The sequence below is a fragment of the Synechococcus sp. R6-10 genome (assembly GCF_047461815.1).
Classification (GTDB): domain Bacteria; phylum Cyanobacteriota; class Cyanobacteriia; order Thermostichales; family Thermostichaceae; genus Thermostichus.
In genome coordinates this window covers 1-12256 of the sequence record NZ_JANSHW010000108.1, presented here as the reverse complement: position 1 = coordinate 12256, position 12256 = coordinate 1, and the positions used below count along the sequence as shown (strand labels likewise).

The window sequence follows — 12256 nt, the reverse complement described above, 5'->3', positions numbered from 1 at the left end:
AGCGGGATCCAGGGGCCTAGATCGACAGGGTCTCGTTTAAGGACTCCGTCCCGCTGGCGCGAAAGGCCTCCGTCCCGCTGGCGCGAAAGGCCTCCGTCCCGCTGGCGCGAACGGCTGCAATTTCCCCTTATTTTTCTCCGCCGAGGGGCCTGAAACCCTTGCCCAGAGCGGGATCGACCGGGTCAACGGAAGAATCAGGGTTTGAGGTTTGTCGCCGACCCTGTCGCTAACCATGTTGGTGTAGAAATTAACATGGATCCTGGGGTCGCTGCCTGGATAGGTTGGGGGCTTGGGCCAGCCCTGGGCAATGGGGCTTGCTGGTGGCGTCCGTAGAACAGAGTCTATGAGAGAATCTCTCGGCCCAACCGTGGGAAAAGTGTCGAGCATGTTAAAAGTAGACGAAAATGAGATCTCGATAGGATGCCAGTTTGCCTATCGACTGTTGTCGCTATAGTGGCTGAACACCATGCTGGATCCCCTTTTGGAAGAGAAAATCCGTGAGCAAATCCGCACCCACAAGGTGCTCATCTACATGAAGGGCACCCCGGAAATGCCCCAATGTGGGTTTTCCTATGCCGCCGTTCGTGTGCTGGATAGTTTGGGCTTCCCCTACACGGCGATTAACGTACTCGAGGATCCTGAGATCCGCCAGGGGATTAAAGAGTTTTCCAACTGGCCTACTATCCCGCAGATTTATATTGATGGGGAGTTTGTGGGTGGTTGCGACATCATCCAAGAGATGCACGCCCGCAACGAGCTGCGTCCGCTGGTCGAGGCAGCCTTTGCTAAGGCCACGGCTCAATCTTAAGGGATCCCATCTCATCCAGAGGGGTTGCCATGCTTACCCCCGACTACCTTCGGCAGCACCTGATGGAGAAGCTGCAGGCTCTTCATGTGCAGGTGGAGGATGAGTCCCACCTTCACATCGGCCACGGGGGCGGGACAGGAGGGCACTACCGAGTTCAAGTAGTGTCGCCTTCGTTTGTCGGCAAAACGACCCTACAGCGACATCGCCTGGTGTATGCCGCTCTGGCGGAACACATGGGGCGGAGCATTCATGCTTTGGCCCTGCAAACTTACAGCCCTGAAGAGGTTTCTGCGCAAGGGATCCCTGAGGAGATCAGCTAGCATAGAGGGCAAAATCGCGGCCCTATCAGGGCAGAGGAGGGAGCATGGCAACTCTTTTGGCCACCTGGCTGATGTCAGCCTTGAGTGTAATGATCCTGGCTTGGCTTTTGCCCGGGATCCACGTCTCCGGGTTTGGCGGGGCTTTGGTGGCGGCTCTGGCCATTGGTCTGGTCAATGGTTTGGTTAGGCCGATTCTCCGGCTGATCACCCTGCCGATTACGGTTCTTACCCTGGGTTTGTTTTGGCTGATTTTGAACGGCATTTGTCTAGCCATTGCCGATAAGCTGGCCGGGAATGCTTTCAACATCGATAATTTCGGCTGGGCGTTTATCGGCGCAATTGTACTTTCCATCGTCAGCGGCTTGGTTCAGCAGGTTTTTGAGCAAGGTGCGCCGAACTGACTTCGTCCCCAGCCGTGAGAGGGCAGGGTTTGGTTCAAGATTGCAGGGGGTACGCTAGGGGAACGTCAACACTCAGCCCGACGATAACCAAAACCAACTTTAAGGGATCCCGATAAGCTTTACTCCATTGGCCCTGCCCGCTAAGTTTTTGCCGCAGAACCATAGGATTCTCCACAGATAGCCTGCACAAGATCTGCCAATGGCTAACATCAGCAGGATATTGCGAGCAGGCGTTTGATCTGTGGCTGCTTTATCTAAGCCTAGCAAATCGATAGGAAACCAGTAGGGGATCAAGTTGGTCGATCTGCAACTCAGGAGCTGGTTGGTATGAAGGCGTTGCTGCTCTATCCGCGTTTTCCTCAATCATTCTGGTCTTACAATCGCACCATTGAGATGGTGGGGCTAAAAGCGCTAATGCCACCTCTTGGCTTGATCACCGTTGCTGCTTTGCTGCCCCAACACTGGGAGATTCGCTTTGTGGATCGCAATGTAGCTGATGAAACAGAAGCCGATTGGCAGTGGTGCGATCTGGTGATCTTGTCAGCCATGTTGGTGCAGAAGCAGGATTTCCACGCCCTCATTCGCAAAGCGGTGCAGTTGGGCAAAAAAGTAGCGGTGGGCGGACCCTATCCAACTTCTGTGCCACAGGATGCCCTGGAATCTGGTGCTCACTATTTGGTTTTGGATGAAGGGGAAGTGACCATACCGGCCTTTGTCAAGGCTCTAGAAGCTGGGCAAGAGTCGGGCATTTTTCGGGCTGCGGAAAAACCGGATGTAACCCAAAGTCCTTTGCCAAGGTTTGATCTGCTGCCCATGGATCAATACTTCATGATGTCAGTCCAGTTTTCACGAGGTTGCCCCTTTAATTGTGAGTTTTGCGATATCATCTCTCTTTACGGACGCAAGCCAAGAACCAAAGAGCCAAGTCAAATGCTAGCTGAGCTACAGGCCCTCTATGACTTGGGCTGGCGGGGTTCGGTATTTGTAGTGGATGACAATTTTATCGGCAATCAGCGCAACGTCAAGCGATTTTTGCGAGAGCTGATCCCTTGGAGCCAGGAGCGCAATTACCCATTTACCTTTATGACAGAGGCTTCGGTTAACCTGGCCGAAGATGAAGAACTGATGAGGTTAATGGTAGAGGCGGGTTTCTATGCTGTCTTTTTGGGCATTGAGACTCCAGACCAAGACAGCTTACAGATGACCCAAAAGCTCCAGAATACCCGCCACCCTTTGGTGGAGGCCTGTCGCAAGATCAACGATGCTGGACTGCTGATCTATGCTGGGTTTATTCTGGGCTTTGATGGAGAGCGGCCAGGAGCAGGGGAGCGCATTCAGGCTTTTGTCGAGCAAACCGGTATTCCTCAGCCAATGCTGGGCATTTTACAGGCTTTGCCAAACACACAGCTCTGGAATCGCTTGAAGAAAGAGGAACGGTTGCTGGAAGGGATCGGCGTGACTGAGTTCGGCGATCAAAATACGCTGATGAATTTCATTCCCACCCGTTCTCTATCGGAGATTGCCCGAGAGTATCTGGAAAGTTTTTGGAAACTGTATGATCCTGCGCGATATTTATCTCGCTGCCTGCAACAGTGCCTGAATATCGGCATCAAAGATGGCCGACGGCAAATGATGAAGCTGCCCCTTCGCAAAGGGATCCACCTGCTTCTACAACTCATCTGGCGGCAAGGGATCCTTCATCCCGAAATCCGCGCCCAATTTTGGCGGCAGCTATGGACGATTTGGCGACAGAAACCGAGCCTGCTGAACCTATATTTGGGCCTCTGCGCTGCAGGAGAACACTTTTGGGAATATCGGGAATTGGCCCGCGCCCGGCTTACCCAGCAACTGGGATACGATCCTTTGCTGGCCAGCTCATCTTGACAGTATTTCTGGGGGAATGGTCTATCGATAGAGGATGCCCGGATGGGGCCTATGCGGCGACGACAGTTGGGGGCGATGGTGCTGGGATCCCTGTGGGCTGTTTGGGGAGGCTCTCGGCAGGCCCAAACGTCCGGGCGCGGAGATTGGCTGGCCGTGGAGCTGTTCAGCCGCTGGAGTGCGGATCCCTTGGCCGAGTTGGAGCTGATGGGCCCTTTTGTTTTAAATCAGCAGCCTTTTCCAACAGGCACCTGGAAGTTACAGGTTCGCCGCCAAGAGCTCCTTCTGACCGGGCCGGGACAGCCTCGTCGCTACCAGGGATCCCTTTGGCTACAGGGGGGAGCTCTGCGCTCCCTCGCAGGGGAGGAGCGTCGCTATCGGGGCTGGGTACAGATTCGTCCCAAGGGTTTAGGTCGCCTGCATCTGGTGAATTGGGTGAAGTTGGAAGACTATCTGCTGGCTTTGGTGCCCAGCGAAATGCCCGCCGACTGGCCAGCTGCCGCCTTGCAGGCGCAAGCCATCTTGGCCCGTACCTTGGCCGTTCCCCATCTGTGCCCCGGCCCCAGAAGAGAATGGCCCTCTGCCCCGATAAGGCCATTGCAAGACTCCACCGCCCACCAGTTCTATGGTGGCCTGGCCTATGAGACGGCGGCGACCACTGCTGCGGTGCGGGCAACCCGAGGGCAGATCCTAACCCATGCCGGCCAGCCGATAGAGGTTCTGTTTCACTCCACCTGTGGGGGCCACACCAGCGCCAATCAGGATATTTTTGCCCCACCCGCCCGCCCCTACCTACAAGGGGTGATCTGTGACGGGTGTCGCGCCTCTCCCTTCTATGGCCCTCACAGCGTCCGGCTCAGCCGACGGGAGTTGGAGCCAGCCTTCGGCAACGGCGATCTGGAGATTGTGCAGTCGGATCCCTGGGGTCGCCCCCTGCGCATCCGCGTTGGATCCCAACTGTTGACTGGCCAAGAGTTTGTGCTGCGCCTTGGCCAAACCCTGGGTTGGGGGATCCTCCCCAGCAACCGCTTCACGTGGGAACGTCTCCAGCCAAAGGCCGGCCAGCAGGAAGTGTACCTTTTCACCTATCGCGGAGCCGGGCATGGGGTGGGACTGTGTCAGTGGGGATCCCGCGGCTTGGCCGAGCAGGGCTACACGGCGCCGCAAATTCTCAATCACTACTTCCCCGGCACCCAGGTGATAACGTTGAGCTGAAGGCTGTTGGCCCCGACTCCAACTCTCATTTACTCCCGTGTCCCTTGCACACCCCCATCGTCGCCATCCTGCCTACTGCTACTGCAGTGAGCTGGAACACGCCCAGATTCCCAAGCGCCAGCAGCAGGATCCCTTGCCGTTTGCAGAAGCGATGCGGGTGCATTGCCAATCGGGAAGCCGCTGTGGCCGCTGCTTGTGGCCCTTGGAGCAGTTGTTTCGTCAGCAAAGCTGCTACATAGCCGATCCCTGAGCCACCTTGAGCAGGCGACCTTGGGCCATCGCACCCCAAGAAGCTGACCTCAGGCGGGGGCTTTGGGGGTGATCTTCACAATGGTGGGACGGGATCCCACCTGGGCTGACCCATTCGCTTGGGCTTGCGGCTCTTTGGCCATCCCGCTGCCAGTGGAAGTGGTTTGCGCTTTACGCCGCTTCTGCGGCACAGCATTTCCGGCCTGCTGGGCTGTAGGGCTGCTGGAGGCAGCTTTGGCTTGGGCTTTACCTGCAGAAGCGGTCGAGCGGCTTTTCCCCTTGACCTCTGCAGAAGAGACTTCTTTTTCAGCCAGCACCTGCAGGGCCATTTCCAGGGTAACCGCTTCGGCAGGGATCCCTTTGGGCAAAGAGGCATTGACCTTGCCATGTTTGACATACAGCCCGTAGGGGCCGTCGTGCAGATTGACCGGCTCACCATCCTCAGGATGGGATCCCAGCTCCCGCAAGGGCTTGGCAGAGCCGCGCCCACGGCCTTTCTTGGGCTGGGCCAACAACTCCAGCGCCCGCTCCAGGCTGATGGTCAGCACATCCTCCTCGGCGGGCAGAGAGCGGAAATCGCCATCACAGACTACGTAGGGGCCGAAGCGGCCAATACCGGCCTGCACTTTTTTCCCCGATTCCGGGTGTTCCCCCAAGGTGCGAGGCAAGCTCAGCAACCCCAAGGCAATCTCTGGCGTGACCTGATCCGGTTTCAACCCTTTGGGCAGGGAGGTGCGCTTGGGTTTTTTGTTGTCCTCAGAAACTTCTCCCAACTGCACATAGGGGCCATAGGGGCCCTGCGGGATCACATAGATTGGCTCCTGGGTTTCCGGGTGAAAGGCAATGGGCTTGGGGCCTTCTTGCTTCCGCTGGATCAGCTCCGCAATGTGTTCTGGGCTCAGATCGGCGGGGGGAATATCCTCCGGCAGGTTGGCGCGCACCTCTCCAGACTCAGTTTCAACTGCTACATAGGGGCCATAGGGGCCAATGCCGATCTTGACAGGCAGGTTCTCCAGATGGATGGAGCGGGCCAGGCCGGAATCAATTTCCAGCTCGCGCGCCTTCACCTGTCCCTCGAGACCCTGCTCGCCCAAGAAGAAATGGCGCAGATAGGGCAGCCACTCCGCCTGTCCAGAAGCAATGTCGTCCAGCGTTTGCTCCATCTCGGCAGTGAAGCGGGTATTCACCAGGTTGGGAAAGTATTTTTCCAGTAGCTCGGTGACTGCAAAAGCCGTGTAGGTGGGCACGAGGGCACTTCCCATCGGCCTGACGTAGCCACGGCTCATGATCGTATTCAAGATGGTGGCGTAGGTGCTGGGGCGGCCAATGCCCTCACTTTCCAACACCTTGACCAAGGAGGCTTCCGTATATCGGGCTGGAGGCTGGGTTTCGTGGGCAACGGGTTCCAGCTTCTGGCAGCGGAGGGGATCCCCCTGCCGCAACAGAGGCAGATGCACCTCCCGATCTTCCAAAGCCGCCTCTGGGTCGTCGGATCCCTCCACATAGGCGCGGAAAAAGCCGGGAAAATCGATGCGCTTGCCGCTGGCCCGGAACACCGCATCGTCTACGGCGATGAGTACGATGGTGTGGGTCTGCCGCGCCTCAGCCATTTGGCTGGCGACGGTGCGCTTCCAGATCAGGTCGTAGAGGGCCAGCTCCTGGCCGGAGAGGGGGGTTTGGCTGGGCAGGCGAAACTCTGATCCAGCAGGACGAATGGCCTCGTGGGCTTCTTGCGCCCCTTTGGTTTTGGTGGTGTACTGACGGGGCTCGGGGCTGAGATATTCTCTGCCGTACATCGACTCCACGCAGGCGCGGGCAGCGCGGATGGCCTGCTCCGACAGGTGGACCGAATCGGTGCGCATGTAGGTGATGTAGCCCTCTTCGTAGAGCTTTTGGGCAATGCGCATCGTCTGCTGGGCCGACAGGTGCAGCTTGCGGTTGGCCTCCTGCTGCAGGGTGGAGGTGGTAAAGGGAGGGGCAGGTTTGCGGGTGGAGGGGCGCTCTTCCACAGAGCTGACGATCCAGGCTTTTCCCAGCAAGCGATCCCGCAGGGCCTCGGCCTGGGCCTGATCCAACAACACCACATCCCGCCCGGCAATGAGCTGGCCGGTGCTGGGATCGAAGTCTTGCCCATTGGCCAGGCGTTTGCCACCCAAGCTCACCAGCTCTGCTGGAAAGACAGCCTGCTGGCCGGCGACGGTCGTTTTGGGCTGCAGCTCCGCTTTGAGATCCCAGTAGGAGGCTTTTCTGAAGGCGCGCCGCTCCCGCTCTCGATCCACCAAAAGCTTGACCGCCACCGACTGCACCCGCCCTGCCGAGAGTTTGGGGGCAATTTTTTTCCACAGCAGCGGCGACAGGGTATAGCCCACCAGGCGATCCAAGATGCGGCGGGTCTCCTGGGCACGCACCAGTTGTTCATCCACCTCACGGCAGTTTTGCAGCGCCTCCTGAATGGCCTCGCGGGTAATCTCGTGGAACACCATGCGGCGGGTGGGCACTTTGGGTTGCAGCACCTGCTGCAAGTGCCAGCTAATGCTTTCCCCTTCGCGGTCTTCGTCGGTGGCCAGGATCAGCTCGTCCGCCTTCTTGAGCGCTTCCTTCAGCTCCTTGACCACCTTTCTTTTGTCCTTGGGGATGACGTAGAGGGGCTCGAAGTCGGCGTGGACATTGACCCCCAGGCGGCTCCACTCTTCTCCTTTCAATTCTTCTGGAATTTCAGATGCCGAATCGGGAAGATCCCGCACATGTCCCATCGAGGCCTGAACCTCATACCCCGCAGGCAAGAACCCACGGATGGTACGGGCTTTGGTGGGAGATTCGACAATGACCAGCTTAGGCATAATTGAGGTTGGCAGCAATCGGCTTAGGTTGTCGCATTTCCCGCCCCAAGGATTGGGCGGGCCAGCATACACTGCAAGAGGTGCTTAAGATAGACAGCCTACTTTTCTGGAGCGTAGCAAGTCTGTCTGCGCTTGACCAGCCGTCATCGGCGATGATCCGAGCGGTCTGGCCCCATCTGGCTGCTTTACAGGACGATGAAACTACACCATTTTTCCATTCGCACCGCCGATATCTTCCGCTCCATCGCTTTTTACGAGGGGCTGGGCTTTGCGGTGGAAGAACGCTTTACTGCCGGGATCACGCTGGCCTGCTGGATGCGCGGCCCCTGGGGGCGTTTGGAGCTGATGCAAGTGCCGCAGCCCCATCCTGCCCCGGATCCCTTTGGGGATCCCCACTATGTGGGCTACTATCACCCCGCTTTTGAGGTGGGCCCCGAATGGGGATCCCTGGCCAACTACCTAGAACATTTGCGAGCGCAAGTGCCCCTTACCCTGCTGCTGCCGCCCCAGCTCCAGCAAATTGGGGGCCAGGTCTATGAAGTGGCGTTCATCGCCGATCCCGATGGCCTGCCGATCGAGCTCATTCGTCCCCAGGGATCCTCAGGAGAGAGTCTGCCCCAACGCCCAGAGGACATTAATTAATTTAATAAATAAAAAATAGTTGGATAACTAGTTGATGGGTTAGAGGATCTAATTTGGGTGGGAGCGGTCGTTCCCCCTTGTCCAGATCCTGGAGAGCCAACCCTAAAGCTAAGCTAGTAGAGCTTCTGGGGAACTTGAGAGAAGGGTTTGTTGGCCGCTTGTCAGTTCAGCCTCACCTGATATGAAAGCTCAGCTTCCGGTGACGATTTTGACAGGTTTTTTGGGCAGTGGCAAAACCACGCTGCTCAAGCGCATCTTGGAAGAGGAGCATGGGTTGCGCATTGGGGTTATCCTCAACGAGTTTGGCGAGATTTCCATCGATGGCGAGTTGGTCAACATGCCCGAGGGGGGGCTGATGCAGCTCAACAATGGTTGCCTCTGCTGCACGGTGCGAGAGGATTTTGAACGGGCGGCCCGCCAGCTGCTCCAGCATGCCCAGGCGTTGGACTATCTGGTGGTGGAAACCAGCGGCGTGGCGGATCCCAGGCAGGTGACCGAGCTATTTGTGCAGAGGGTCTTTCATGAGGAGTTGCGCCTGGATGGCGTGGTGACCTTGGTTGACGGTGCCGAATACTGGCGCAATTTCCAGCGCTCGCAAACCGCCGCCCACCAGATCGGCAGCGCTGACATTTTGTTGCTCAATAAGGTGGATTTGATCGACGAAGCCGAACGAGAGCGGATCCTTCTCGATCTGCGCCGCTACAACCCCGCTGCCCCTTGCCTGCTCACCACCCATGCCCAGGTGCCTCTGGCCCGCATCTTGGATGTGCATGCCTTCCGCCCAGAATTGTGGGATCCCAGGCTCCCCGATTCGGGGACTGAGGCCCACCCCAGCCATCACCTGGAGGAGGACGGGATCCAATCGGTGAGCTTTCAACTGCAGCAGCCGCTGGATTTGGGGGCCTTTCGCGATTGGCTACAAGACTTGTCCGAGACCGTTTTTCGCGCCAAGGGGGTGCTGTCGGTTCTGGATGAGCCGCAGCGGGTTATCTTCCATCAAGTGGGCCAGCGGCAAACCCTTTTTCTGGAACGGGACTGGGATCCCGATGAGCCCCGCTTGTCCAAAATTGTGTTGATTGGCAAAGGGCTGGAGCCGGAACAGCTGGCTGCCGGCCTCAGCCGGGTGTGCGGGGCAACCGCCGCTGGCTAAGGATCCTCTTCAGTTTTTTCGGTTTTTGGATTGGGTGATCTGGGATGGCTCGCAGCAAACTTTCAGAGCAAGAACAACAGCAAATTGTTAGCGCCTACCGCGGCTCGGCAGCGACCGCCGTCGAATTGGCGGAGCAATTTCAGGTGAGCATCACCACCATCACCCGCGTGTTGAAGGAAAATATCGCTGCCGATGAGTATCAGCGGTTGATCCATCTCAAACGCTCGGCTGCCCGCCGCAAAGACATGGGGGAAAAAGCTGTTGTTGGCGGGATCCCAGCCCCAGAGCAGCAGATTTTGCCGCTGGAGCCGGAGCTGCCTTTTTCATCTCCCTCGCTGCAGCCGAACGCAAACGACGAAGGCGAGGATAACACCGCTGGAACAGAGTCTCTGCCAAAACTGCCCCCAGAAGAACTGCAGTTGGCGGCTGAGCTTCAGGAAGATGTGGAGGATGTCGGGGAAGAGGATGAGGAAGAGACCGAAGAAGACCGTGACCTCGAAGACGAGGATGAGGACGACCCTGACTATCTCCTAGAAGATGAAGATGGGCCAGAAGAGGATCCCCTCACCGATCCCAGCTATCAAATTCAGGTATTACCCCTGGAAGAGCTCACCCTACCGGAAACCTGCTACGTCGTTGTTGACCGCTACCAAGAACTGACCACCCGCCCCCTTAAGGAATTCTTTGGCTCCGGATCCCTGCCCATCGAAGGGATCGACAACGCCAATACGCTGCCCATTTTCGACAACCACAAGGTGGCCCGTCGCTTTTCCGAAATGAGCCGTCGGGGCAGCAACACCTACCCACCCTACCGGGTAATCCAGTTTCCCGGCTACATTCTGGAGATTGTGCGCACCCAACTGCAAAAGAAAGGCATCACCCATCTGCTCATGGATGGGCAGATCTACAGTCTTTGACAGGATCCTCAAGCTCAGAAGTGGGGGACTCCTGTTACTGGCGCAGGTTGGCAACACTACGTGAACGCCAGCCGCACTTCCTGTTTTAGCCTACCTCGCCACAGCAGCAGTACCCGTCTCTTCGGACATTTGGACTGCCCCCGCCCCCACGGGCTTATGGATCGCTCCTCAGCTCCCCACTCACACTGATGGAACCAAAGGCTCATGCCGTGACATACTCCCGCACTCATGCTGATGCAAAGCGCTCCGCGCCGCTAAAGCGAGAGAGGGCGGGGCTTCTCGGCGGCCTAGCTAAGCCTTGTAGCAGGCAGAAATACGCAAAGTTTGTGATCATTCCACAGCCGCCGCCGCGTATTCCAGCTCCTCTTCCACCACTTCCGGTGGGGCCTCTGCCGCTTGTCCTTGCTTAGCGGCCAACAGTTGCTCGCGGTACTTGGCTGCCATCTCCTCGGCCTTCTCGTAAACCAGCTTGGGATCCCGAATCATGTCGCCGGGATTGGGCTCCAGTTGCTTGGTGGACAGCGAGATCCGTCCCCGCTCCGCATCCAGATCGATGATCATCACCTTCACTTCGTCGTTGACGTTGAAGACGCTGTGGGGCGTATCGACATGATCGTGGGAGATCTCGGAAATGTGCAGCAGGCCGGAGACGCCGCCAATATCGATAAAGGCACCATAGGGCTTGATGCCCCGCACCGTGCCGACCACCACCTCGCCCACTTCCAGCTTGTTCATCTTCCGCTCCACCAAGGCGCGGCGATGGCTCAACACCAGGCGGTTGCGGTCTTCGTCCACCTCCAGAAACTTCAGGGGCAGCTCTTCGCCCACCAGCTCTTCTTTTGGCTTGCGGCTGCTGATGTGGGATCCGGGGATAAAGCCCCGCAGCCCCTCAATCCGCACCAGGGCTCCACCTCGGTTGGTAGCAAAAATGGTTGAGCGAACGGTGGCATCTTCTTTCTGGAGCTGCCGTACCCGTTCCCAGGCCCGCATGTACTCGATGCGGCGGATGGAGAGGGTCAGCTGTCCCTCTTCGTTTTCTTCGGTGAGGATAAAAAACTCGCGGGTTTCTCCCGGCTGCAGCATCTCGTGCGGGTCTTCCAGGCGGCTAATCGACATCTCCTGGAGCGGCAGAAAGGCAGCCGTTTTGGCCCCAATATCGATCAAAGCACCGCGTGGCTCCACCGAGAATACTGTACCCGCCACAATTTCGCCAGGGCTGAAGTGATAGTCGTACTTATCCAGAAGGGCGGCAAAGTCTTCAGTGGTAAAACCTACATCGGCAGCGGTGAATCGACTCATAGGGGTGCAGTAACAGATCAGTTGCGCGGGATAAAGGGTAGAAGGCCAGTTGAGTTTAGCAGAATCCCAGATGAGAGTGCATTCACTCTCCCACTTTCCCACCTGTGGGGGATGTGGCTGGGAAATACTATCGTAGCTTAGAGGAGCGTCTTTTGTGGCAAGTTTTCCGGGGATCTTGCCAAGCTGGAAGATAGAAGATTTGGGAGAAGAACGATTGCACTTTATCGACCAAGCCGAAATTGAAGTGCAAGGGGGAAATGGCGGGGATGGCATCGTTGCCTTCCGCCGTGAGAAGTATGTGCCGGCTGGGGGGCCATCCGGCGGCAATGGCGGGCGGGGCGGCTCGGTGATCTTGGTGGCCGATCCCGGCCTGCAAACTCTGTTGGATTTTCGCTTTCAACCGGTGATCAAAGCGGAACACGGGGCCAAAGGGGGGCCCAACCATCGCAGCGGGGCCAGTGGTGCGGATCGGCTGGTGCGGGTGCCCTGCGGTACTGTGGTGTTCAATGCGGAGACGGGGGAATTGTTGGGCGA

At 57.7% G+C, this 12256-nt stretch carries 11 protein-coding genes and 1 pseudogene; 10 read left to right on the top strand and 2 right to left on the bottom strand.

Features of this window, described 5'->3' with window-relative positions:
- Nucleotides 1–469: 469 nt before the first annotated feature.
- The 6 genes from grxD to NW837_RS03630 all read left to right on the top strand — a co-directional run bounded on the left by grxD (nucleotide 470) and on the right by NW837_RS03630 (nucleotide 4875).
- Nucleotides 470–808: a Grx4 family monothiol glutaredoxin gene (gene grxD / locus NW837_RS03655; protein ID WP_041437553.1), complete on the top strand. Its 339-nt coding sequence runs from the start codon at nucleotides 470–472 to the stop codon at nucleotides 806–808.
- Nucleotides 809–837: 29 nt separating this feature from the next.
- A complete protein-coding gene (locus tag NW837_RS03650; protein ID WP_414329320.1) occupies nucleotides 838–1128 on the top strand; it encodes a BolA family protein in 291 nt (96 codons plus the stop codon).
- Between the two features lie 44 nt (nucleotides 1129–1172).
- The gene (locus tag NW837_RS03645; RefSeq protein ID WP_011433930.1) at nucleotides 1173–1529 is read left to right on the top strand and encodes a phage holin family protein; all 357 of its coding nucleotides are present in this window, start codon (nucleotides 1173–1175) and stop codon (nucleotides 1527–1529) included.
- 327 nt (nucleotides 1530–1856) lie between these two features.
- Nucleotides 1857–3413 (top strand): B12-binding domain-containing radical SAM protein, encoded by a 1557-nt coding sequence (locus NW837_RS03640; RefSeq protein WP_414329319.1) that lies wholly within the window; start codon nucleotides 1857–1859, stop codon nucleotides 3411–3413.
- A gap of 42 nt (nucleotides 3414–3455) precedes the next feature.
- Nucleotides 3456–4625: a SpoIID/LytB domain-containing protein gene (locus tag NW837_RS03635; RefSeq protein WP_414329318.1), complete on the top strand. Its 1170-nt coding sequence runs from the start codon at nucleotides 3456–3458 to the stop codon at nucleotides 4623–4625.
- A 37-nt stretch (nucleotides 4626–4662) separates the two neighbouring features.
- Entirely contained in the window at nucleotides 4663–4875 is a 213-nt protein-coding gene (locus tag NW837_RS03630; protein ID WP_414329317.1) for a hypothetical protein, read from the top strand.
- 49 nt (nucleotides 4876–4924) lie between these two features.
- On the opposite strand, the gene topA is transcribed toward NW837_RS03630, so the two are convergent.
- Nucleotides 4925–7714, bottom strand: coding sequence for a type I DNA topoisomerase (gene topA / locus NW837_RS03625; RefSeq protein ID WP_414329316.1), 2790 nt, complete (start codon nucleotides 7712–7714; stop codon nucleotides 4925–4927).
- Between the two features lie 195 nt (nucleotides 7715–7909).
- On the opposite strand from topA, the gene NW837_RS03620 reads away from it, so the two are divergent.
- The 3 genes from NW837_RS03620 to NW837_RS03610 all read left to right on the top strand — a co-directional run bounded on the left by NW837_RS03620 (nucleotide 7910) and on the right by NW837_RS03610 (nucleotide 10423).
- Nucleotides 7910–8356, top strand: a complete 447-nt coding sequence (locus tag NW837_RS03620) for a VOC family protein (protein ID WP_414329315.1) — start codon at nucleotides 7910–7912, stop codon at nucleotides 8354–8356.
- A 181-nt stretch (nucleotides 8357–8537) separates the two neighbouring features.
- Entirely contained in the window at nucleotides 8538–9506 is a 969-nt protein-coding gene (locus tag NW837_RS03615; RefSeq protein ID WP_414329314.1) for a CobW family GTP-binding protein, read from the top strand.
- Between the two features lie 44 nt (nucleotides 9507–9550).
- A complete protein-coding gene (locus tag NW837_RS03610) occupies nucleotides 9551–10423 on the top strand; it encodes a hypothetical protein (protein WP_414329313.1) in 873 nt (290 codons plus the stop codon).
- Between the two features lie 330 nt (nucleotides 10424–10753).
- On the opposite strand, the gene NW837_RS03605 is transcribed toward NW837_RS03610, so the two are convergent.
- Nucleotides 10754–11722 carry a 30S ribosomal protein S1 gene (locus NW837_RS03605; protein ID WP_414329312.1) on the bottom strand — a complete coding sequence of 323 codons (969 nt, stop codon included), beginning with the start codon at nucleotides 11720–11722 and terminating at the stop codon, nucleotides 10754–10756.
- 214 nt (nucleotides 11723–11936) lie between these two features.
- Between NW837_RS03605 and NW837_RS03600 the strand changes: the two are divergent.
- A pseudogene (locus NW837_RS03600) lies at nucleotides 11937–12256 on the top strand (GTPase ObgE); the annotation flags it as partial.